The sequence below is a fragment of the Streptomyces sp. NPDC006544 genome, from assembly GCF_040611715.1.
In the GTDB taxonomy this organism is placed as follows: domain Bacteria; phylum Actinomycetota; class Actinomycetes; order Streptomycetales; family Streptomycetaceae; genus Streptomyces.
On record NZ_JBEXOV010000037.1, the window covers coordinates 1 to 21,306 of the forward strand.

Below are 21,306 nucleotides of genomic sequence, written 5' to 3' on the forward strand. Positions count from 1 at the left end.
CCGACCCCAAGCCCTACATCTGGACCAAGACCGCAGACGAGATCCTCGAACGCCTCGCCAGCTATCTGAACAGAATTCCCGACTCAGAACACTAGTGCTGGTACGCGGCGATCGAGATGCCGACGTAGTGCGCCACGAACGCGGCGAGCGTCAGCGAGTGGAAGACCTCGTGGAAGCCGAAGAAGCGCGGCGAGGGGTTCGGGCGCTTCATGCCGTAGATGACGCCGCCCGCGCTGTAGAGGAGGCCGCCGACGACGACGAGCACCAGGACGGTGATCCCCCCGGTCCGCAGGAAGTCGGGGAGGAAGAAGACCGCCGCCCAGCCCATGGCGATGTAGCAGGGCGTGTACAGCCAGCGCGGGGCGCCGACCCAGAAGACGCGGAAGGCGATGCCGGCCGCGGCCGCGATCCAGACCGCCCACAGCAGGGTCCGCCCGCTGGAGGGCGGCAGGAGCAGCACGGTGAGCGGGGTGTAGGTGCCCGCGATGATCAGGAAGATGTTCGCGTGGTCGAGCCGGCGCAGCACGGCTTCGCCGCGCGGGCCCCACGTGCCGCGGTGGTAGACGGCGCTGACGCCGAAGAGGAGGCAGGCCGTGAGGATGTACACCCCGCACGCCACGCGGGCCCGGGTCGAGTCGGTGAAGGCCATGAGGACGATGCCGGCGATCACCACGGCGGGGAACATGCCGGTGTGCAGCCAGCCGCGCATGAGCGGCTTGGCCTCCGGATCTGCCGGTTCGACCACCGGAGCGGCCACGGCAGCAGCGTCAGAAGTCATGACGACCATGCTACCTACGGGTGCGTAGGTTTCCGTTGGTGCGCTTTACGGAAGATTGACCGGAGTGGCGATGCTCACGTGAGAAGCCCTCTGGACATATGCGCACACGCACCGGATGATCAGATGAGTGCAGTCGACACCGGATGAGCGGAGCGCGAAGCGTCCGGGTCGCGGCCCCCACGGGGCAAACACCCATCAAACCCTCAACAAGGAGCGATCGTGGCGCGCGACATCGCGGCTGGCACCACTTCCGACGTCCCCACCAACCATCAGGAGCTCGTCTCCTGGGTCGGTGACATCGCAGCCCTCACTCAGCCGGACCGCATCGTCTGGTGTGACGGTTCCGAGGCCGAGTACGAGGCCCTCTGCGAGGAGCTCGTCTCCAAGGGCACCTTCAAGAAGCTGGACCCGGCCAAGCGCCCGAACTCGTACTACGCGGCCTCCGACCCCTCCGACGTCGCGCGCGTCGAGGACCGGACCTTCATCTGCTCCGAGAAGGAGGAGGACGCGGGCCCGACCAACCACTGGAAGGCCCCTTCCGAGATGAAGGAGCTCTTCGCCGGAAAGGGCGAGGAGGGCGGCATCTTCCGCGGCTCCATGAAGGGCCGCACGATGTACGTCGTCCCCTTCTGCATGGGCCCCCTCGGCTCCGAGCTCTCCGCGATCGGCGTCGAGATCACCGACTCCGCCTACGTCGCGGTCGCCATGCGCACCATGACCCGCATGGGCAAGGCCGTCCTCGACGAGCTCGGCACCGACGGGTTCTTCGTCAAGGCCGTCCACACCCTCGGCGCTCCGCTCGCCGAGGGCGAGGCCGACGTGCCGTGGCCGTGCAACACCACCAAGTACATCTCGCACTTCCCGGAGACCCGCGAGATCTGGTCCTACGGATCGGGCTACGGCGGCAACGCCCTGCTCGGCAAGAAGTGCTACGCCCTGCGCATCGCGTCCGTCATGGCCCGCGACGAGGGCTGGCTCGCCGAGCACATGCTGATCCTCAAGCTCACCCCGCCGCAGGGCGAGGCCAAGTACATCGCCGCCGCGTTCCCGAGCGCCTGCGGCAAGACGAACCTGGCCATGCTGGAGCCCACCGTCCCCGGCTGGACGGTCGAGACGGTCGGCGACGACATCGCCTGGATGCGCTTCGGCGAGGACGGTCGCCTGTACGCGATCAACCCCGAGGCCGGCTTCTTCGGCGTCGCGCCCGGCACCGGCGAGCACACCAACGCCAACGCCATGAAGACGATGTACGCCAACACCGTCTTCACCAACGTCGCGCTCACCCCGGACGGCTCCGACGTCTGGTGGGAGGGCATGACCGAAGAGGCGCCCGCCCGGCTGATCGACTGGAAGGGCAACGCCTGGACCCCGGAGTCCGCCCGGACAGCGGATGGATACAGCCCGGCGGCCCACCCCAACGCCCGCTTCGCCGTCCCGGCCTCCCAGTGCCCGACGATCGCCGCCGAGTGGGAGGACCCCAAGGGCGTCCCGATCTCCGCGATCCTCTTCGGCGGCCGCCGCGCTTCCGCCGTCCCGCTGGTCACCGAGTCCTTCGACTGGAACCACGGCGTCTTCATCGGCTCGAACATCGCGTCCGAGAAGACCGCCGCCGCCGAGGGCAAGGTCGGCGAGCTGCGCCGCGACCCCTTCGCCATGCTGCCGTTCTGCGGCTACAACATGGGCGACTACATGGGCCACTGGATCGACGTGGCCAAGGGCAAGGACCAGTCCAAGCTCCCGAAGATCTACTACGTGAACTGGTTCCGCAAGAACGACGCGGGCAAGTTCGTATGGCCGGGCTTCGGCGAGAACAGCCGTGTCCTGAAGTGGATCGTCGGGCGCCTCGACGGCTCCGCCGAGGGAGTCGAAACCCCCATCGGCATCCTGCCGACCGTCGCGTCCCTGGACACCGACGGCCTGGACCTGCCGACCGCCGACCTGGAGTTCCTGCTCACGGTCGACAAGGAGGTCTGGCGCGACGAGGCCTCGCTGGTCCCCGCCCACCTCAACACCTACGGCGACCACACTCCCAAGGAGCTGTGGGACCAGTACGAGGCACTGGTGCAGCGCCTGGGCTGACCTCGCCCCCATGAACCGGCGGCCGGCTGTCCCCGGCCGTAGGACGACGCGGGATGTTCCGACCTAGGATTCCCTGCGACCTTCCAAATAGGTCGTATGCGTCTGCTGACGGCGGACCTCTGTTTCACGGAGGTCCGCCGTCAGTCGTTCCGCCTCCTCGTGCAGCAGCGACAGCTGCCGCACCAGGTGGCGTTCCGGCGCCTCACCGCCCGGTGCGAGCCGGGTCCACCAGCGGGTCCGGTGGTAGGTGTCCACGCACTCGGGCACGTCCGTGCGGATCGCCCGGGTCAGCGCGTGCACGGCCTCCGGCTCGGTGGCCAGGACGCCGGCCACCCAGCCCGGCTCCAGCATCCCCGCGTACAGCTCCAGCAGCCCGGCCAGGATCCCGGCCGGCTCCCCGGGCAGGTCCACCTCGGCCACGTACTCCCGCAGCCGCGCGAAGTCCTGCCGTACGAAGCGCAGCTCCTCCTCCGGTTCCGGCGGCACCGGCGGCGCCACCCGCTCGGGCGGGGCGACGAGCGCCCCCGCCGCGTACAGCCCGGCGACCACCGCGGGCCAGTACGCGCCGGCCACCCCGGTCAGGGTCAGGCCCACGCCGACCAGCCCGCAGGCGCTGCCCGCCAGATTCTTCCCCGACTCCAGGAAGTCCAGTGCCCGCCCGGCCGCCCTACTGGTAGCCACGGATCTCCTCGAAGGCGCCGTCCAGCGAACCGTTGCCGTCGGTGGCGTCGAAGAGGCGTCCCCCGGTCAGTTCGGTGATGTGGCCGAGCTCCTTTCGGTCCGAGTCCCCGAAGAGCACCGCGAAGACCGGCGTGTGCCTCTGCGCCTCCGGCAGCCCCGCGTAGAAGGTGTCGAATTCCTTCACCCGGTCGCCGCTCTCCCCGTCCGTCATCAGCACGATCGAGGTGAAGGCGTCCGCGCCCCCCTGCCCGAGGTGCTGGTACGCCGCCTTCAGGCTGCCGTACACGGCCGTGCCCCCGTCCGGCTCCAGCGCCTTCACGTCACCCCGGAGGGCATCCAGGGCCGGGCCCGGATTGCCCGGCTCCACCACGTGGGTCAGTACCTCCTTCACCTTGTCGCCGAAGGGCAGGAGCGTCACCTCCTCGCGGTCCCGGAAACGCCGGCCCGTCCCCGAAGTCCCCGTCCCCGTCAGCTCGGTGAGCGCGCTCTTCAGCCGCCCGATGCGGTCGTCCTCGCCCATCGAGCCCGAGGTGTCCAGCACGTACACCGTGCGCGAGGGCCGGCGCAGCTCGTTCTCGTAGGAGGCCAGCAGGCCGTCCGCCACGGACCGGGTGCCGGGGAAGGGCAGCTCGCGCCGCTTGTCCGCGCTCAGGCCGGCCGCCGGCGTCACCCCGGCCGCCACCGGCCGGCGGAAGGTCTTCTCGGTGATCGCCTTCTGGGCCTCGGCTCCGCTCAGATAGTCGGTCAGCGTCCGGCCCGACGCGCGGGCCCCGGCCGGGGCCGAGGTCAGCAGGGTCAGCGGGTAGTGGGCGGTGACCACGCCGTCGACCGGCCGGATCACCGTCAGGTCCGTCTTCGCGTCCCGGTTCATGGACAGCAGCACCGACTCGTAGTTCACCAGCGCGTCCACGTCCCCGCGCCTCGCGTACGCCGTCGCCAGCCAGCCCGAGGAACCCGACGTCAGCTTCTGCCCGGTGAAGAACTCCTTCAGCATCGGCCGCGCCTTCGCCACGTCCGCGTCGGTCAGCGCCGCCTGCGCCCCCGAGAGCCCCGAGGCGACCGAGACCAGCGCGGAGAAACCGGAGTGCGAGCGCACCGGGTCGGTCATCCCGTACGTCAGCTTCCCCGCGGCCACCGCCTGATGGACGGCCGACCAGGTGACCTCCTCGGGCTTCCACCCGAGCCGGGCCAGCGCCTGCGGCTTCACGCCGATGGCGACCGGCGAGGACATCACCGGGGTCTCGCTCGACAGCTTGCCCGCCGCCTCGGGCCGCAGCCGCAGATAGTCGTTGGAGGAGAGCCAGACCGCGTCGTACTTCCCGTCCGCCTTGCCCGAGGCGATCTGCTCGACCGCGTCCAAGGTGCCGGACGCGGTCAGCTCCACGCTCACCCCGGTGGCTGTCTTCGCCGCCTTCAGCACCTCGTCCATGTCGGAGAGCTCGCTGGAGGCCAGCACCCGCAGCGTGCCCTCCTGGTACACCGACTGCTTCGGCGTGCCGGGGCCGCCGCCCGGGCGGCCGTCGGAGGTGCAGGCGGCCGTCCCGAGCAGGGCCGCGACCAGGGCCACCGCGGCGGCGAGCCTTCTGCGCAGCACGGCGCCGCGGACGCCGATGCCGTTCATCGGGCCCCGCCTTCCAGGGCGTTCGCGGTGCGGGTGCGCGCCAGGTGGGCCGAGGCGGTCCGGAGCTCGCCGGTCAGGGACTCCACGGTGGCCGCCATGTTCTCCGTCGCCCGCACCGTGAAGGTGTCGATGGCGTCGAGGGTCTTGTAGATCTGTGCGAAGGCCGTGCGCAGGGTTTCGGCCCCCACCGCAGGATCGGCGGCGATCCGCTGGATCTCCCCGCTCTGCGTGGACAGCATCTGCGCGTTGCCCCGGATGAGGTCCTCGGTGGTGTCGCGCAGGGTGTTGACCTGCTCGATCACCTTCTGCTGGCTGTCGAGCGCCGAAGCCAGCATCACCGCGATCCGCAGCGCGGACACCGTGGTGGTCGCGGCCCGCTCCACGCCCTTGATCAGCTCGTCGTTGTTGCGCCGGACCACGTCCATCGCCAGGTAGCCCTGCGCGCAGACGGCCAGTTGGGTCAGCAGGTCCTGGTGCTTCTGACGGACCGGGAACAGCACGTCCACGCGCAGCGCGTCGGCCTGCCCGGGATCGGGCTGGGCGGCGATCCGTTCCTCCACGGCCGCGTCTAGGGCCTCGGTGAGCACCGCGTACTCCTGGAGCTTGCCCATGGTCTCCCACAGCCGGGCCCGCTCGGTGTGCAGGGCCGCGTTGTCGCGGCGCAGCTCGTCCTGGCCGCCGCGCAGGGCGCCGACGATCCGGTGGAGGGCCGCCTGGGAGGAGGCGTACTTGGCCACGTGGTCGCGGAGCCTGTTCCCGCCGGGCAGCTTCGCGATGAGCCTGCCGATCCCCTTGGCCGGCGAGTCGCTCGGATCCAAGTCGCTCACGGTGCGCCGCAGTTCGACCAGCGAGTTCGCCACCCGGGCCTGGGCGTCGCCGCCACCGTCGGCGCCGAGGGAGCGTACGGCCCGGTCCAGCATCCGGTTGGACTGCTGGGCGGCGCTGCGGATGTCGGCGGAGCCGAGGCCCGCGATCTCCCCGATGCGGTGCGCGAACTCGGGGGAGCGGCTGTCGATGCCGGCCAGCGAGCCGACGTAGTCCCCGGCCCGCCGGGTCATCTCGTCGCGCACCCCGTCCTGGAGCGGTACGAGGCCGGAGGCCTGCTCCCGCTTGACGGGGGCGACGGGCTCGGGAGCGGTGAGGACGAGCGGGCCCTCTTCGGGCGGTGTCGGTGTCATGGTCTGTGTCCCCCTAGCCCTTGGCGCGCGCGGCCAGCGCCATCAGGTTCGTGACGGTCGGGGCGCCGACCTGGCGGATGCCGGTCAGCCCCGGATTGAGGTAGGCGGTGTAGGGCGCGGTCGCGGCGGTGAACTCCGCGAGCCCCTCCTGGGGCCGGAACCCGTGGCGGATCTCCAGCGCGCGCAGGGCCGGGTCGGAGACCAGGAGGGCGCCGAGGCCCTTGGCGTTCTCACTGATCGGCACGTAGGTGTGCGGGGAGTTGACGGTGGTGTCCGGGTAGAGGACCACCATGTCGCCCGGAGCCTGCTTCTGCAGGAGCAGGCTGGCCACCTGGGACTCGTAGGCCAGGATGAGCGGTTCGCCGCTGCCGCTGAGGAAGGCCCGGAAGGGGTCGTCGGTGGACTGCGGCATGGCGCCCTGGACGGAGATCAGCTTGCGCATCAGGGGCGCGGTGCGCTCGATCCCCGCGTCGTCGGAGACGACGGTGGAGTGGTTGGCGACGTTCGAGGTCGTGGCGAGGAAGAGCGCGCCCGAGTTGGAGGTGGCCGGATCGGTGGTCCGGATGAACACCGTGCCGTTCAGCTCGGTGTAGGCGCTGGTGCCGCCCTGGAGCTCCTGCCAGCTCTTCTGTCCGTCCACGGCCTTCAGGTACGGGCCGAGGAGGAGCGTGCCGGAGTTCTTGCCGGTCGTCTCCGCGAGCCCGTGGTCGGTGAGGACCTTGGCCGCGTTGGCGCGGGCGACGACGACGAGCGGGGAGAAGAAGGGCTTGCTGGTCTGGGCGCCCTTCAGTCCGGCGGCCGTCTCGATCTCCGTGGCGGGTTCGCTGCTGCCGGGGAAGGCGAAGTCGAACTCCTCGAGGGCGAGCTGGTCCATCGCCCAGGAGCCCGAGGTCTCCGTCTTCACGATGTAGCCCTTGTCCTTCAGGGCCTTGACGACGTCGGGGTCGCGGAAGAACTCGGATTTCTCCGAACCGATGACGCCGTGCACGGTCTTCGTTGCCGTGCCCTCCGGCTTCTGTCCTCCGAGCGCGATGACGGCTGCCACGCCGCCGATCAGGAGGACCGCCAGGGCGATTCCTAGGATGCGTCTCACGGGTGCAGAGTGCTCGCGGAAACCCACATTCCGCGCCGGGTCGGGTGAACGGGGAGTGACCAGGCGGTCCCACTTCGAAATGCTGTGTGGGCCCGTGGGTGCTGGTGGGCGGGGCGGGCGGCCGGGAGGATCGTGCCATGGGCGTGAGCGCGTTGAAGTGGCAGGGCTGGCTGGTCTCCCTGGTGTGCGTGGCGGGGCTGCTGGTGTTCGCCCCGCTGGGGCTGTACGTGTGGGCGGGGGACGCCCCGGCGCCGCGCCCGGCCTCCGCGGCGGCGCAGGACGTACGGATCACGGACTGCCGAATCGATCCCGCGAGCCGGCGGGTGACGGCCTCGGTCGAGGCGGTGAACCGCTTCCCGTACGGCGGCGCCTACGTGGTGACCGTGGAGTTCCGGGCGCAGGCGCATCCGGAGCCCGGCGACCGCGGCGCGCAGGTGCTGGTCAAGGTGCCGGGGGTGCTGCCCGGGGCCACCGAGCACGGTGAGGCGGTGGGTCCCGTGTGGCCGCCGGCCCAGGTCCCGTGGTGCGGTGTCGCGGCGGCGGAGTTCGACCCGGCGGCGGCCTCGGCGCCGTAGCGGGACCGCGCGGGGCAAGGGCGCCCGGTCCGGAGCCTCAGCGGCCCCGGACCGGGGCCGTCAGTGGGCGCCGACGAGCTCGAGCGCGGCGCTGTGGGCGTTCATGCGCTCGGCGGCGAGGATGGCGACGGTCGTGTCGGCGCGGGAGGCGGCGACGAGCAGCGCACGGGCGGCGAGGTCGTGGGCCTGCTGGTGCAGGGCGGCGACGGCCTCGGCGTCGTGGCCGGGGGAGCGGGGCGCGCGGGTCGGCTGCGCTCCGCGCAGACGTGCCACCTGGGCGGCGATGCCCGCGGCGGCCGCTTCGAGGCCGAGCTCGTCGGTGACGGCGAGCAGGGCGGCGAGGTGACCGCCGAGCTGGATGTCCAGCGCTTCGGAGCGGCTGCTGCGCGGGTAGTCGCTGCGGCGGCCGTCCATGCGGGGATCGACCGGCTTGGTGCGGATCGGCTCGTACATGAGAGGGCCTCCTGCGGGGTCAGGAGACCATCCTACATTGGATTCGTTCTAAAGTTGAGCTGGATCCTGTCGTGCTTCCCCGGCGGACCTTTCCGGTCATGGCGCCACTAGGGCTGGCCGTAGCCCTCGAGGAAGTTCCCGATGCGCGTCACGGCGTCGCCCAGGTCCTTGGCGTTGGGCAGGGTCACGATCCGGAAGTGGTCCGGCTCGGGCCAATTGAAGCCCGTGCCGTGGACGACCATGATCTTTTCCTCGCGCAGCAGGTCGAGGACCATCTGCCGGTCGTCCTTGATCTTGTAGACGGACGGGTCCAGCTTCGGGAAGAGGTACAGGGCGCCCTTGGGCTTCACGCAGGTGATGCCGGGGATCCGCGTGAGCAGGTCGTACGCCGTGTCGCGCTGCTCGAGCAGCCGGCCGCCCGGCAGGACCAGGTCGACGATCGACTGCCGGCCGCCGAGGGCGGTCGCGATCGCGTGCTGCGAGGGCATGTTGGCGCAGAGCCGCATGTTCGCCAGGATCGTCAGGCCCTCGATGTAGGAGGACGCGTTCTTCTTGGGCCCGCAGACCGCCATCCAGCCGGCCCGGAAGCCGGCGACGCGGTAGTTCTTGGAGAGGCCGTTGAAGGTGAGGGTCAGGAGGTCCGGGGCGATCGCGGCGGTGTTCGTGTGCGTGGTGCCGTCGTAGAGGATCCGGTCGTAGATCTCGTCCGAGCACACGATCAGGTTGTGGCGGCGGGCGATGTCCGTCAGCCCGCGCAGCATCTCGTCGTCGTAGACGGCGCCGGTCGGGTTGTTCGGGTTGATGATCACGATCGCGCGGGTGCGGTCGGTGACCTTGCGCTCGATGTCGGCGAGGTCCGGCATCCAGTCGGACTGCTCGTCACAGCGGTAGTGCACGGCGGTGCCGCCGGCCAGGCTGACGGAGGCCGTCCACAGCGGGTAGTCCGGCGCCGGGACGAGCACCTCGTCGCCGTCGTCGAGCAGTGCCTGCATGGACATCTGGATCAGCTCGGAGACCCCGTTGCCGAGGTAGATGTCCTCGACGTCCAGGTCGATGCCCTTGGTCTGGTAGTGCTGCATCACCGCGCGGCGTGCGGACAGCAGCCCCTTCGCGTCCCCGTACCCGTGGGCGTTGCCCAGGTTGCGGAGCATGTCCTCAAGGATCTCCGGCGGGCAGTCGAAGCCGAAGGCCGCGGGGTTGCCGGTGTTGAGCTTGAGGATGCGATGACCTGCCGCTTCGAGCCGCATGGCCTCTTCGAGCACGGGCCCGCGGATCTCGTAGCAGACATTGGCGAGTTTCGTTGACTGGATCACCTGCATGACGGGAGCTTACGGGGCCCGGTGCGGGCGCGCCGAGCTATTTGGGCTCGGGGCACGACGCGCGATATGTACCGTTTCGCGCGATGCGGGGGTGAGGGTGGCGCGGATCCTTGGAAACGGGTGCCGCCATGCTGCTCCGGCCTGCGGAATGAGTGGCCCCCGCCCTTGGCCCCCGGCCGGGGTGTTGCGCGCGTCACTGAGCCGTCAGGCCCCGAGATACGTCGTGGCCCCGGAGACGAGCGTGCCGACGACGAGGGCGCACACCGCGGCGGCGTAGCCGCCCGCCCACGCGCGGGAGGATTCCCGCGGCGTGCGCGTGCGCAGCAGGGCGTCCGCCGCGGTGGTGGGTGTGGAGCCTTGGCGCGCCGCGCCCTGGGGTGGGTTCCCGTCGGCAGCGACAGCGGCCTCCGCCCTGTACAGGGCGGAGGCCGACATGACGAGGGCGAGTCCCGTCGCTATCGACGGGATGGCCCTTTGATTGCGCGCGATGCAGATCACTCGACCATGCGATTCGGATGTGTGCGGCGGGGGCTCAGGCCGCCCCGATCGACCGCGAGACCGCGCCGCAGGCCGTGCGCACCCGGAGCCCACGGCCTGCGGCGTCCGGTCGTCCGAGGTGCCGATGGATCGTCATCCGGCTGACGCCCGGTCCGACGGCGCGGGCGCGGTCACTTCGCCTCGGCCTTCTGGATCTCGGCGAGCTCCTCGTCGGACTCGCGGCCCGGGGTGGGGAGGTTCCACCTGGTGATCGCGAAGCGGAAGACGGTGTAGTACACCGCGGCGAAGCACAGGCCGATGCCGGCCAGGCCCCACGGGTTGGACGCGATGCCGAGGTTGAGGAAGAAGTCGATGGCGCCGGCCGAGAAGCCGAAGCCGTCCTTCATCCCGAGTGCCCACGTGAGGGCCATCGAGACGCCGGTCAGGACCGCGTGGATGGCGTAGAGGACCGGGGCGATGAACATGAAGGTGAACTCGATCGGCTCCGTGATGCCCGTGACGAAGGCGGTGAGCGCGAGGGAGAACATCATGCCGCCGACGACCTTGCGGCGCTCGGGGCGGGCGCAGTGGACGATCGCGAGGCAGGCCGCCGGAAGGGCGAACATCATGATCGGGAAGAAGCCGGTCATGAACTGTCCGGCGCTCGGGTCGCCGGCGAGGAAGCGGGCGATGTCACCGTGCTTGCCGTCGAACTCGCCCGCCTGGAACCACGGGAAGGAGTTCAGGAGGTGGTGCATGCCGACGGGGATCAGCGCGCGGTTGGCGACGCCGAAGATGCCCGCGCCGACGGAACCGGAGTTGACCAGCCACTCGCCGAAGCCGTGGATGCCCCTGCCGAGCACCGGCCAGATCAGGCCCATGACGATACCGATGACCAGACCCGCCAGGGAGGACAGGATCGGGACGAGGCGGCGGCCGCCGAAGAAGCCGGCCCAGTCCGGCAGTTTGGTCCGGTAGAACTTCTGGAACAGCAGGGCGACGACGATGCCCATCACGACACCGCCGAGCACGCCGGCGTTGACGGGCGCCTCGACCAGGACCACCTGGTGGTCGACGACCTTCTCGATCTTCGGCACGCTGCCGTCGGTGAAGGTGCCCAGCACGTTGGCGAAGACCAGGTAGCCCGCGACGGCCGCGAGGCCGGTGGAGCCGTCGGCCTTCTTCGCGTAGCCGACCGCGATGCCCACGGCGAAGAGCATCGCCAGATTGGCGAAGATCGCGTCGCCGCCGGCGGCCATGTACGTGGCTATCTTGTTGCACCAGGACGGCAGGGACTCGCTTCCGAGCATGTCGCCCTGGCCGAAGCGCATCAGCAGTGCGGCGGCCGGCAGTACGGCGATGGGAAGCATCAGGCTGCGGCCCAGGCGCTGCATGACCGCCATCGCGGCGGAGTTCTTCTTGGCAGACGGGGCCGTCTGCTCGGCTTTGCTCACGTTGCTCGCTCCTGGGAAACGGGTGTGTTGCCGGGGCAGGGCAGCGCTTGTGTGGGCTGGGCAACAGCGAAGGAAAATGCGCCATTTGAAGCGCATTCTTCAGTTGTAACACGATTAAAAGCCCATAAACGGACCGGCGGACAAGCTGTGGACCAACGGCCCGGAGGGTGGGGACGGAAGGCCCCCGCGGCACGAGCCTTCCGTCGTTGCCGGAGGGCCCGGATACCGTGCGGGGGCGTGACCGAGGGGCGTGCCCGTCACGGTCCGCGACTTCGAGTAGCTCCGGGGTCCGCGCCGCGGCCCCGGAGCGGCGCTCAGCGCGTCCGGTACACGCGCAGCTGCGCGACCTCGAAGGACAGCTCCGTGACCTCGGGCTCCGGCGAGGGGTGGTACCTGCCCGCGGAGACCGAGAGGTTGACGATGATGTACGCGGACCAGCCGCGGCCCACACCCCTGCCGTCGCTGAAGACGCGGGCGCCGTTGACCCACCAGACGACCGAACTCCTCCCGAACTCGACCTTCAGGTCGAGCCACCCGCCGGGCCGGATCGCCGGGTCGCGGTAGTAGCGGTGCGCCTCCCGGACGTGGTTGGAGAGTTCCAGCAGGTCCGGGTTGTCGGGGTGGTACTCGAAGACGTCGATCTCCTGACCGCCGTCCCGCCAGGTCCAGATGGCCGGCCAGGCTCCCCGCTGCACCGGGAGTTTCACCCGGGCCTCCAGCACGTCGCCGGTGCGCAGCATGAAGCCCTCGTCGCTGCCCTCCGTGGTGAGCAGCCCGCTGTCCCAGTCGCCGTCGGGGCGCGGCGTCGCCCGGAAGACCCCGCCGCGGCTGTAGGCGGGATCGGTGACGAGGTGGTCCAGCTTGTTGTCGCCCGGGTTGACCGGGCCGCCGTCGGGATAGGCCCACGAGCGGCCTGCGATCCACTGGGTGGGAGAGGTGAAGTCGGCGGTGAAGACGGGGGTGCGGCGCGGGCGTACCAGGTGCCGCAGCCGGTCGAGCATGTCCGAGGCCATGACTGTGATGTGCCCGCCAGGAAGCGCCGCACACCCGAAAGCTCACTCTTAGCGATCGTGCGGCGACTCTGGGCTAGCGCGGGCGGGTCAGCGCTCGATGATGACCAGCGGGATCTCCCGGGGAGCGGCTGCGGCCTGGTGGTCCTCGTACGCCGGCCAGAGGGCGGTCATGAACTCCCAGTACGTCTCGCGCTCCGCCGGCGTGGCCGTGCGCGCGCGGGCCTGTGCGGTCAGGGCTCCGACCTGGACGCGGACCTCGGGGTGGGCGGTGAGGTCGCGGTACCAGGAGGGGACGCCCCCCGCGCCGTCGGCGGCGGTCGCCAGGACGATGTGCCGGGCCCCGTCCCTGCCGTAGATCAGCGGGGTGCGGACCGCGCGGCCAGAGATCCGGTCGAGCGTGGTCAGCAGCAGGGTCGGGACGCCGCGCCACAGATGGCCGTCGGCGCCGGAGGTGTCGACGTAGGCGCGCACGTGCGCCAGCCGCGGACCGGCCGGCGGGTCGGCCGGGTGGTCCCAGTCGACGGCCGGGCCGTCGGCGGTGGCGGAGCTCGCCGTCGTGGAGCCCGCGGCGGTGGCGGGGCTCTGGGCGCCGGCAGGCGCGCCGGTCTTCGTCTGCATCGTGCGTCGTCCTTCGGGTCGGCCCCCCGCACGGCCTAACGAGCGTCCATCGACTCTGGATGCGCACGGGGCGGTGCGCACGTCGGGGCGGGGCGGTGGCCGCTGTGCGGAGCCGGCCCCGCACCGCCCCTCCTCGGGCTGATCCGGGTCTACGGGAGGTAGCGCTCGAGGGCTTTCGCACCCTCCTTCTCGATCAGCTTGCGCGCCTTCTCCACCCGTTCCGGAGTCGGGTCCTGGCCGCGTGCCATCACGAGGTCCTCGGGGTCGTACGCGCGCTCCGAACCCGTGTAGAGGTGGGCCGGGCGCTGGGGCTGCTGGTCCGATTCACTGTCCATGGCTACCTCCTGCTGTGTCCCCCTGGCCCCATCCTGCGGCGGCGTCCCCATGAACGCACGTCGGCACGGCGAGGCCCCGACGGCGAGGCCGGGCGGGGGCCCGACCGAGGCGCCGTGCGGGCGGGGCCGCGTCGGCGGAGCGCCACCTCAGCCGGTGGTGACCGCCAGCGCGGCCGTCAGGGCGACGATCGAGCCGCAGATGCCGAGGTTGGCGATCTTGTGCTCCCAGAACACCGCCGCGAACTCCCGGATCGTCGCGCTCGGCCAGAAGTACTTCGCCGTGGGCGAGCCCAGGACCTGGCCGTTCACCCCGGCCTTGCGGGCCATCATCGCCGCCCGGAAGGCGTGGAAGTCGTTGGTGACCACCACGCAGCGGTAGCCGGGGTCGCCGGCCTCCATGACCGCCCGGCTGAAGGCGAGGTTCTCCTCCGTCGTGCGGGAACGGTCCTCCAGCCGCAGGTGCTCCTCCGGGACGCCCTCGGCGATCAGCCAGTCGGCCATCGCCCGCGCCTCGGCGAGCTTCTCGTCGCTCCCCTTGCCGCCCGAGGCCAGCAGCAGCGGCGCCCGCCCGCCCCGGGCGATCTGGGCGTCGTGGATCTCCCGGCCCTTGCGCAGCCGCGAGGCGAGCAGCGGCGGGACCCGGTCGCCGCCGATCAGTCCGGAGCCCAGCAGCACCACGTAGTCGACGTCGCCGCGCACCTTGATCCGGCCGTAGAGGTAGGCGTAGGCGAGGAAGCAGAGGAAGAGGAAGGAGACGTACCCGGCGAGGAGGACCACACCGCCCGCCACCGCGTCCCCCGTTCGGGAGCGCCCGCTGCCCAGGGTCAGGACGAACGCGATCAGGGCGAAGATCCCCGCCCCCGCGGCGAAGGAGAGCAGGGTGCCCGGGCTGCGGCCCTCTTTGCGGACCATGGTCAGGCCGTTGCCGATCAGGAAGAGGCCGAGGGCGACCGTGCCGAGCGCGGGCACCAGCAGGACGACCGCGACGACGGCCGTGCCCAGTCCGTGGGGCAGGTCCGGGACCAGGGTGAGCAGGCCCGCCGACAGGAAGATGAAGGTGAGGCCCAGGTAGATCGCGTTGCGGAAGCGCCGACGGTCCGCCCGCACGCTCACGCCGAAGAGGGCGAGGAAGAGAACGGCGGGGACGAAGGCGAACATCCCCTCATCGTAGGCGGGCCGCACGGACCTGAGGGAAGGACCGCCTCCCTCTGACGCGGCGCTAGCGGCCGGCGTGCGGGGTCCGGCGGACCGAGCGGCCCGCCAGGACGTCCGTCCTGCGCCCGTCGCGCATGACGAAGCGTCCGTCGATCAGGACGTGCGGGATCCCGGCAGGCAGTGCGCGCGGGCGCTCGTACGTCGATCCGGCCGCGACCGTCAGCGGATCGAAGAGGACGAGGTCCGCGCGGTGGCCCACCCGGACGGTTCCCCGGTCGGGCAGCCGCAGCCGCGCCGCCGGGCGGCCCGACAGGTGCGCGACGCACTCCTCCAGCGAGAGGACGCCCAGCTCGCGCACGTAGTGTCCGAGGTAGTGCGGGAAGGTGCCGTACGCCCGGGGGTGCGGTTTCGCGCCCTGCAGGATGCCGTCCGAACCGCCCGTGTGGACGGGGTGGCGCATGATCGTCCGGACGTTCTCCTCGTGCCCCACGTGCTGCAGGATGCTCGTGCCCAGCCGGTCGCCCAGCAGGAGCCGCCGGGCCGTCTCCCAGTCCCGCAGGCGCGTGCCGACGTACGCCCCGTGGGCCGCGTCCGTGGTCCCGGCGATCTCGATCGTCGACCAGTCCACCGGAACGCCGTGACAGCCGTCGGAGCCCTCCACCTCCAGCGCGTACCGGATCCGCTCGGACGCGGCGTCGTCGCGCAGCCGGGCGAGGACCGCCTCGGGACCGCCCTCGTTGGCCCAGCCGGGAAGGAGGGCGACGAGCGTGGTGCATCCGGGGGTGTACGGGTAGCTGTCGAGGCTGATGTCGCAGCCCTCGGCCAGGGCCCCGTCGAGGAGGGCGAGCAGCTCGCCCGCCCGGCCCCGGTTCTCGCCGAAGTTCATCGTGGCGTGCGCGAGGTGCAGCGCGCACCCGGCCTCGCGGGTCAGCTCGACCATCTCGGCGTAGGCGGCGAGCGCGCCGCGGCCGTAGGAGCGGTGGTGCGGGCAGTAGTAGCCGCCGTAGGAGGCGACGACCCGGCACAGCTCGGTCAGTTCCGCACCGGACGCGTACATGCCGGGGGTGTAGGTGAGCCCGGAGGACATGCCCACGGCGCCCTGCTCGAGGCCCTCCGCGACGAGCGCGCGCATCCGGTCGAGCTCGGCGGGAGTGGCGGGACGGTCGCCCCAGCCGACGGCGAGGGCGCGGACGGTGCCCTGGGGGACGAGGTAGGCGGCGTTGACGGCGGCGCCCCGCGCGTCGAGACGGTCCAGGTAGCCGCCCACCGTGCGCCAGTCGAAGTCGATGTCCTCGCCCGTGCCGTTCCAGCCGGCGACGGCCACCCGCACCTCGGCCAAGGTCCGGTCGTCGACGGGGGCGTAGGACAGTCCGTCCTGACCGAGCACCTCGAGGGTCACGCCCTGGGCGGCCTTCGCGCTGTGGTCCGGATCGCGGAGCAGTGCGAGGTCGCTGTGGGCGTGCATGTCGACGAAGCCGGGGGCGAGGGCCAGGCCGTCGGCGTCGAGCGTCTCCCGCCCGCCGCCGCGGATCCTCCCCACCTCAGCGATGCGCCCGTCGTGGACGCCGATGTCGGCGGTGTACGAGGGCCCGCCCGTGCCGTCGACGACGCGGGCCCCGCGGATGACCAGGTCCATGGACTAGAAGAACGTCCGGACGTAGTCGGTGACCGTGCCGTCGGCCTCCACGACCGGGATCAGCGGCCACTTCTCGAAGATCGTGCACGGGTGGGACATGCCGAGCGCCACCCAGTCGCCGACGTTCAGGTCCTCGGCGCCGTCCGTCTCCAGCCAGGCGTGCTGGTCGGAGAGCTTCGTGACCCGCACGGACCCGGTGGCGGGACGCTCGGTGCCGTCGACCGGGTCGCGGACCAGCTCGACCTCGGGGAGCCCGAGGTCGTAGGCGATGTCGCGCTTGCCCGCGTTGACGAACGCCTGGGTGGGGGAGGGGCGGGAGACGACCTGCGTCCAGAGCCGGAAGGCGGGGCGCAGGCCGCCCTCCTCCGGGACCCGGTTGAAGGGGGTCAGGCGGGTGTACCAGCCGTGGTCGTGGGAGACGTACGCGCCCGAGCGCAGCAGCTTGAGGACGGGCCTCGACAGCTCGGGGAGCTCGGCGAAGACGTCGGCGACGGCGTCGAACCAGGCGGAGCCGCCGGCGCTGACGACGATCTCGTCGGGTCCGGCGCCGCCGTCCCCGCCGCCGGAGAACCGCCCGGCCCCGTCGAACTCGACGGCGAGCCCGGTGAGGCGGCGCAGGTACGCGTGCACGGACTCCGGGTCGGCGCCCGGGACCTCGGCCTCGTACCCGGCGATGCCGACGAGCCGCAGCGTCCGCGTCCGCGCCACGGCGTCGGCGACGGCCCGGCAGTCCTCGTCGCTGCGGGCCCCCGTCCGCGCGCCTTCGCCCGCGCCGAGCTCGACGACCACGTCCACGACCGCCGGCTGCCCCCGCAGCGCACGGTCCATCAGCTCGACCCCGCGCACCGAGTCGACGTAGCAGACGAACCGGAAGCCGGGGTCGGCGGCGAGTTCGGCGGCGACCCAGCGCAGGGCGGCGGCGTCGACGAGCTCGTTGGCGAGGAAGATGCGCTGGATGCCGAAGGCGCGGTAGACGCGGGCCTGATGGGGCACGGCGGCCGTGATCCCCCAGGCGCCGTGGGCGAGCTGACGCCGGAACAGCTGCGGCGCCATGCAGGTCTTGCCGTGCGGGGCGAAGGCGAGGCCGTGGGCCCGCGCGTACGTCTCGAGGGCGGCGAGGTTGTGGCTCAGCGCGTCGGCGTCCAGCGTCAGGACGGGCGTGGTGAACCCGCCGGTGTAGAGGTCCCGCCGCTCACCGGCGAGCTGCCCGACCGTGAGGCCCGCCCGCTCGGCGTCCGGCGGAAGTCCCTTGAACCGGTGGTCGACCGGTTCCCGGGCGAGGGCCTGGACGGGGTCGCTGGGCATGTGCGTGCCTCCCGGGGCGTCGCGAGTGCGCGGTGCGCGCACCGCGGGTGAGCCGTATCTGTGTTGCGTCCACTGCAACGGTCGTTGCGTGTGCCGCTGCATGCTGTCTAACATCCCGCATGACGGCGGGTCAACGGGGCCCGCGCCGCACGGAGGGACACCGGGTGAGCCAGTCGGTGGAACGGGCACTGCGGATCCTGCCCGCCCTGGCCGGGGGACCGGCCGGGCTCGGCGAGGTCGCCGAGGTGCTCGCCGTGCACAAGAGCACCGCCCTGCGACTGCTGCGCACCCTCCAGGAGCACGGCTTCGTCTACCGGCAGGGCGACGGCCGCTACCGGCTCGGGGCCTCCCTCTTCGCGCTGGCCGCGGAGTCCCTGGAGAACCTCGACGTCCGGGACATCGCCCACCCGCACCTCGTGGAACTCAACCGCACCACCGGCCACACGGTGCACCTCGCCCTCCACCAGGACGACGAGGTCGTCTACATCGACAAGGTGGACAGCCGCTACCCGGTGCGGATGTACTCCCGCATCGGCCGGCCCGTGCCGCTGACCGTCGCCGCCGTGGCCAAGCTGCTGATCGCCGACCTGCCGGAGGCGGAGCGCAGCGCCCTCGCGCACCGCATCGAGTACCCGGCGTACACCCCCCGCTCCACCCCCGACGCCGCCGCCTACCTCCGCGAACTGGAACGCGTCCGCGCACAGGGCTGGGCCACCGACCTCGGGGGCCACGAAGAGGCCCTGAACTGCCTCGCCGCGCCCGTCAGGGGCCCCGACGGGCGGGTCGTCGCCGCGATGTCCGTCTCCGCTCCCGGCGTGGTCGCCCCCGCCGAGGAACTGCTCGAACTGCTCCCCCTCGTCCGGCGGACCGCCGACGCCATCGGCCGTGAGTACTCAGGCTCGGGCCCCGCACAGGAAGACCGGTCATGACCGAGAAGACCGCCATCACCCCCGACACCCACACCGCGCCGCCCGCGAGGTTCTCGCACGGCGTGCGCAAGGGCAACATCCTCCAGGTCGCCGGCCAGGTCGGCTTCCTCCCGCACGTGGACGGACAGCCGCCCACCCCCGCCGGCCCCGCGCTGCGCGAGCAGACGCTCCAGACGCTGGAGAACGTCCGCTCCGTCCTGGAGGCGGGCGGCGCGAGCTGGGACGACGTGATGATGATCCGTGTCTACCTCACCGACACCGGCCACTTCGCCGAGATGAACGGCATCTACAACAGCTACTTCGAGGAGCAGGGCCTGAAGGAGGCCCCGGCCGCCCGGACCACCGTGTACGTGGGGCTCCCGGCCGGCCTGCTCGTCGAGATCGACGCCCTCGCGGTCCTCGGATAGCGGCGGGGGAGGCGGCGCCCGCGCTCCGGGCGCCGCCTCCGGCCGCGGTGCGCCGCACCCGACGGGCTGCGCCGCTCACGACGGACTGCGCCGCACCCGGCGGACATTGGGTACCCTCGCCGTTGACTTCGGGCGTCGGCAGGAGCTGAATCGCCGCTGGTGCCGCGTCAGGCAACGTTCGCCCTGCCGCGGCGTCCAAACGTTGCCTGACGCGGCACTAGCAGGGGGATGGTTCCTATGGGCAAGACACCTTCGGCCGAGTTCTTCCAACCGCTCAAGGCGGAGGACCCGGCCGTCGTCGGCGGCTACCGTCTGGCGGCCGTCCTGGGCGCGGGCGGCATGGGCAAGGTGTACCTCTCCTACACGCCGGGCGGCCGGCCCATCGCCATCAAGGTGATCCGGGCCGAGTTCGGCGAGGACCCCGAGTTCCGGCGGCGCTTCCAGCAGGAGGTGCGGGCCGCGCAGCGGGTCCAGGGCCTCTACACGGCACCGGTCATCGACTCGGACACCGAGGGCTCCCAGCCATGGCTGGCCACCGCCTACGTGCCCGGCCCCTCGCTCGCGCACGCCGTGTCCCTGCACGGCGGACTGCCCCCGCGCAGCGTGCTGTTGCTGATCGTCGGCGTCGCCGAGGCCCTCCACGTGATCCACGGGGCGGGCATCGTCCACCGGGACCTCAAGCCCGCCAACGTCCTCCTCGCCTCGGACGGCCCGCGCGTCATCGACTTCGGCATCGCCCGCGCGGCCGACAGCACCGCCCTGACCAACACCGGCGTCAGCATCGGCACCCCGGCGTTCATGGCGCCCGAACAGGCGTCGGCCGGCACGGTCACCCCGGCCACCGACGTCTTCGCGCTCGGCCAGATCGCGGCCTTCGCCGCGATCGGGGCGTCCGTCTACGGCGACGGCCCCTCGCACGCGGTGCTCTACCGGATCGTCCACGAGGACCCCGATCTCAGCGGGCTGCCCGAGGAGCTGCGGCCCGTGGTGACCCGCTGCCTGAGCCGCGACCCGGCCGACCGGCCGACCCTGACCGAGATCATCGAGCTGTGCAACGAGGCCTCGGACGAACCGCTGCGCCAGGGCGAGGACTGGCTGCCGCGGGCGGTCACCGGCTCCATCACCGAGCGGCTCCAGCTGCCCGCCCCGGCCCCCACTCCTCCGCCGCAGCCGCCCACCGCGGCGCCGCCGGCCCCGAGCACGCCTCCGACCCCGACCGAGTTCTCCCCGCAGCCGACGGCCCCGAACCCGCCCGCCGGTCCCACCGCCGGATCCCCGTACACGCCGGCCGGCGTGGCCGCCGCGCCGACGCAGGCCGCTCCGGCGCAGCCCGCCCCGGGGTCGGTGCCGCCCGGCTACCGGACGCCGCCCCCGTACACGCAGCCTCCGTCGGCGCAGTCCCCGTATCCGCAGTACCCGTACCCGCAGCACCCGTATCCGCAGCCCCAGCACACGCAGCCCACGTACGCGCCCGGCCACAGCACGCCGCCGGGCTTCCACGCCCCCGGGTTCGCGCCGCCGCGGCCGCCCCGCCGCAAGCGGACGGGGCTGATCGTCGCCGGGTCCGTCGTGGCCGTGGTCGTCGGGCTCGCGGTGATCGGCAACCTCCTGGGGGACGGGAAGGACAAGACCGGCGACTCCAAGGCGTCCGGCGGCAGTTCGGCCGGCGCCGGCGCCTCGGCGGGCGGCGGCCAGAAGCCGGCCGAACCGCAGCCGGTCTCGTACCAGGGCATCGACGTGCCGCAGAACCACGAGCTGAAGCTGGTGGACAACCCGCCGCGCCCGGCCGAGGAGCCGAGCGGCGCCGGCGTGATGTACGGGCACGCGGACCTCTACTACTACCGGGACACCCTGTTCGGGGACGAGAAGGTCGGCAGCGCGAACGGCAAGCTGGTCCTGCTGAAGAACTCGGAGAAGGGCTCGCTGGAGACCTGCCGCGCGGTGACCCGCTTCACCGAGAAGGTCGGCCTGGGCGAGCTCACGGACGGATCGCAGATCTGCGTGCTGAGCAAGGCCGGCCACATCGCGGTGGCGACCTACCGCGGCAAGTCCGGTTCGAAGGAGTCGAGCACGTACATCAAGCTCGACCTCACGGTCTGGCGCAATGCCGACGAGGCGAAGAAGGACTAGCCGCCGAGCCGAGCCGGGCCGAGCCGGGCCGGGCCGTGCGGGGCGGGGCCGGGCCCGGGTCCGGTGCGGA

20 protein-coding genes are annotated in these 21,306 nt (G+C 71.9%); 5 read left to right on the plus strand and 15 right to left on the minus strand.

Translation table 11 applies throughout. The annotated features are described in order from the left end of the window. Positions 1 to 91 precede the first annotated feature (91 nt). On the minus strand, positions 92 to 778 hold the full coding sequence (locus ABZY44_RS18730; protein WP_356655098.1) for a hemolysin III family protein: 687 nt from the start codon (positions 776 to 778) through the stop codon (positions 92 to 94). A gap of 219 nt (positions 779 to 997) precedes the next feature. Between ABZY44_RS18730 and ABZY44_RS18735 the strand changes: the two genes are divergently transcribed. Next, positions 998 to 2,857: a phosphoenolpyruvate carboxykinase (GTP) gene (locus ABZY44_RS18735; RefSeq protein ID WP_356655100.1), complete on the plus strand. Its 1,860-nt coding sequence runs from the start codon at positions 998 to 1,000 to the stop codon at positions 2,855 to 2,857. A 63-nt stretch (positions 2,858 to 2,920) separates the two neighbouring features. On the opposite strand, the gene ABZY44_RS18740 is transcribed toward ABZY44_RS18735, so the two are convergent. From ABZY44_RS18740 to ABZY44_RS18755, 4 genes are read right to left on the minus strand one after another with little or no spacing between them, the layout of a single operon-like run. After that, entirely contained in the window at positions 2,921 to 3,538 is a 618-nt protein-coding gene (locus tag ABZY44_RS18740; RefSeq protein WP_356655102.1) for a hypothetical protein, read from the minus strand. Then, positions 3,525 to 5,159 carry a VWA domain-containing protein gene (locus ABZY44_RS18745; RefSeq protein ID WP_356655104.1) on the minus strand — a complete coding sequence of 545 codons (1,635 nt, stop codon included), beginning with the start codon at positions 5,157 to 5,159 and terminating at the stop codon, positions 3,525 to 3,527. The genes ABZY44_RS18740 and ABZY44_RS18745 overlap by 14 nt, the downstream gene beginning before the upstream one ends. Next, the gene (locus ABZY44_RS18750) at positions 5,156 to 6,337 is read right to left on the minus strand and encodes a toxic anion resistance protein (RefSeq protein WP_356655106.1); all 1,182 of its coding nucleotides are present in this window, start codon (positions 6,335 to 6,337) and stop codon (positions 5,156 to 5,158) included. Before ABZY44_RS18750 ends, ABZY44_RS18745 begins: the two co-directional genes overlap by 4 nt. Before the next feature lie 13 nt (positions 6,338 to 6,350). Then, positions 6,351 to 7,430 carry a substrate-binding domain-containing protein gene (locus ABZY44_RS18755; protein WP_356655108.1) on the minus strand — a complete coding sequence of 360 codons (1,080 nt, stop codon included), beginning with the start codon at positions 7,428 to 7,430 and terminating at the stop codon, positions 6,351 to 6,353. A gap of 143 nt (positions 7,431 to 7,573) precedes the next feature. Between ABZY44_RS18755 and ABZY44_RS18760 the strand changes: the two genes are divergently transcribed. Next, positions 7,574 to 8,005 (plus strand): hypothetical protein, encoded by a 432-nt coding sequence (locus ABZY44_RS18760; RefSeq protein WP_356655110.1) that lies wholly within the window; start codon positions 7,574 to 7,576, stop codon positions 8,003 to 8,005. Positions 8,006 to 8,065: 60 nt separating this feature from the next. Here ABZY44_RS18760 and ABZY44_RS18765 read toward each other — a convergent pair whose 3' ends face one another. The 10 genes from ABZY44_RS18765 to ABZY44_RS18810 form a co-directional block, all read right to left on the minus strand. After that, positions 8,066 to 8,458: a hypothetical protein gene (locus tag ABZY44_RS18765; RefSeq protein WP_356655112.1), complete on the minus strand. Its 393-nt coding sequence runs from the start codon at positions 8,456 to 8,458 to the stop codon at positions 8,066 to 8,068. A gap of 107 nt (positions 8,459 to 8,565) precedes the next feature. After that, positions 8,566 to 9,777, minus strand: coding sequence for a pyridoxal phosphate-dependent aminotransferase (locus tag ABZY44_RS18770; protein ID WP_356655114.1), 1,212 nt, complete (start codon positions 9,775 to 9,777; stop codon positions 8,566 to 8,568). A 204-nt stretch (positions 9,778 to 9,981) separates the two neighbouring features. After that, positions 9,982 to 10,275, minus strand: coding sequence for a hypothetical protein (locus tag ABZY44_RS18775; RefSeq protein ID WP_356655116.1), 294 nt, complete (start codon positions 10,273 to 10,275; stop codon positions 9,982 to 9,984). Between the two features lie 170 nt (positions 10,276 to 10,445). Further along, the gene (locus ABZY44_RS18780) at positions 10,446 to 11,657 is read right to left on the minus strand and encodes a PTS transporter subunit EIIC (protein WP_356655222.1); all 1,212 of its coding nucleotides are present in this window, start codon (positions 11,655 to 11,657) and stop codon (positions 10,446 to 10,448) included. Positions 11,658 to 12,022: 365 nt separating this feature from the next. Next, the gene (locus ABZY44_RS18785) at positions 12,023 to 12,721 is read right to left on the minus strand and encodes a beta-glucanase (protein ID WP_356655118.1); all 699 of its coding nucleotides are present in this window, start codon (positions 12,719 to 12,721) and stop codon (positions 12,023 to 12,025) included. A gap of 87 nt (positions 12,722 to 12,808) precedes the next feature. After that, positions 12,809 to 13,339: a nitroreductase/quinone reductase family protein gene (locus ABZY44_RS18790; RefSeq protein ID WP_356655120.1), complete on the minus strand. Its 531-nt coding sequence runs from the start codon at positions 13,337 to 13,339 to the stop codon at positions 12,809 to 12,811. A 149-nt stretch (positions 13,340 to 13,488) separates the two neighbouring features. Continuing rightward, positions 13,489 to 13,674, minus strand: a complete 186-nt coding sequence (locus ABZY44_RS18795; protein WP_328300521.1) for a hypothetical protein — start codon at positions 13,672 to 13,674, stop codon at positions 13,489 to 13,491. Positions 13,675 to 13,821: 147 nt separating this feature from the next. Beyond that, the gene (locus ABZY44_RS18800) at positions 13,822 to 14,832 is read right to left on the minus strand and encodes a YdcF family protein (protein ID WP_356655122.1); all 1,011 of its coding nucleotides are present in this window, start codon (positions 14,830 to 14,832) and stop codon (positions 13,822 to 13,824) included. Positions 14,833 to 14,893: 61 nt separating this feature from the next. Then, entirely contained in the window at positions 14,894 to 16,465 is a 1,572-nt protein-coding gene (locus ABZY44_RS18805) for a D-aminoacylase (RefSeq protein ID WP_356655124.1), read from the minus strand. Positions 16,466 to 16,468: 3 nt separating this feature from the next. Next, the gene (locus ABZY44_RS18810; RefSeq protein ID WP_356655126.1) at positions 16,469 to 17,770 is read right to left on the minus strand and encodes an amino acid deaminase; all 1,302 of its coding nucleotides are present in this window, start codon (positions 17,768 to 17,770) and stop codon (positions 16,469 to 16,471) included. Between the two features lie 164 nt (positions 17,771 to 17,934). On the opposite strand from ABZY44_RS18810, the gene ABZY44_RS18815 reads away from it, so the two are divergent. From ABZY44_RS18815 to ABZY44_RS18825, 3 genes are all read left to right on the plus strand, one after another. After that, the gene (locus ABZY44_RS18815) at positions 17,935 to 18,699 is read left to right on the plus strand and encodes an IclR family transcriptional regulator (protein ID WP_356655128.1); all 765 of its coding nucleotides are present in this window, start codon (positions 17,935 to 17,937) and stop codon (positions 18,697 to 18,699) included. Then, positions 18,696 to 19,106 carry a RidA family protein gene (locus ABZY44_RS18820; protein ID WP_356655130.1) on the plus strand — a complete coding sequence of 137 codons (411 nt, stop codon included), beginning with the start codon at positions 18,696 to 18,698 and terminating at the stop codon, positions 19,104 to 19,106. Before ABZY44_RS18815 ends, ABZY44_RS18820 begins: the two co-directional genes overlap by 4 nt. Before the next feature lie 237 nt (positions 19,107 to 19,343). Next, positions 19,344 to 21,236, plus strand: a complete 1,893-nt coding sequence (locus ABZY44_RS18825; RefSeq protein WP_356655132.1) for a serine/threonine-protein kinase — start codon at positions 19,344 to 19,346, stop codon at positions 21,234 to 21,236. Positions 21,237 to 21,306 lie beyond the last annotated feature (70 nt).

Bases quoted from the DNA above. Each gene is read 5' to 3' on its own strand.
- ABZY44_RS18785 (WP_356655118.1), bottom strand. From the start codon at position 12,721: ATGGCCTCGGACATGCTCGACCGGCTGCGGCACCTGGTACGCCCGCGC.
- ABZY44_RS18765 (WP_356655112.1), bottom strand. From the start codon at position 8,458: ATGTACGAGCCGATCCGCACCAAGCCGGTCGATCCCCGCATGGACGGC.
- ABZY44_RS18745 (WP_356655104.1), bottom strand. From the start codon at position 5,159: ATGAACGGCATCGGCGTCCGCGGCGCCGTGCTGCGCAGAAGGCTCGCC.
- ABZY44_RS18810 (WP_356655126.1), bottom strand. From the start codon at position 17,770: ATGCCCAGCGACCCCGTCCAGGCCCTCGCCCGGGAACCGGTCGACCAC.
- ABZY44_RS18820 (WP_356655130.1), top strand. From the start codon at position 18,696: ATGACCGAGAAGACCGCCATCACCCCCGACACCCACACCGCGCCGCCC.
- ABZY44_RS18730 (WP_356655098.1), bottom strand. From the start codon at position 778: ATGACTTCTGACGCTGCTGCCGTGGCCGCTCCGGTGGTCGAACCGGCA.
- ABZY44_RS18780 (WP_356655222.1), bottom strand. From the start codon at position 11,657: ATGGCGGTCATGCAGCGCCTGGGCCGCAGCCTGATGCTTCCCATCGCC.
- ABZY44_RS18750 (WP_356655106.1), bottom strand. From the start codon at position 6,337: ATGACACCGACACCGCCCGAAGAGGGCCCGCTCGTCCTCACCGCTCCC.
- ABZY44_RS18770 (WP_356655114.1), bottom strand. From the start codon at position 9,777: ATGCAGGTGATCCAGTCAACGAAACTCGCCAATGTCTGCTACGAGATC.
- ABZY44_RS18790 (WP_356655120.1), bottom strand. From the start codon at position 13,339: ATGCAGACGAAGACCGGCGCGCCTGCCGGCGCCCAGAGCCCCGCCACC.
- ABZY44_RS18800 (WP_356655122.1), bottom strand. From the start codon at position 14,832: ATGTTCGCCTTCGTCCCCGCCGTTCTCTTCCTCGCCCTCTTCGGCGTG.
- ABZY44_RS18795 (WP_328300521.1), bottom strand. From the start codon at position 13,674: ATGGACAGTGAATCGGACCAGCAGCCCCAGCGCCCGGCCCACCTCTAC.
- ABZY44_RS18825 (WP_356655132.1), top strand. From the start codon at position 19,344: ATGGGCAAGACACCTTCGGCCGAGTTCTTCCAACCGCTCAAGGCGGAG.
- ABZY44_RS18805 (WP_356655124.1), bottom strand. From the start codon at position 16,465: ATGGACCTGGTCATCCGCGGGGCCCGCGTCGTCGACGGCACGGGCGGG.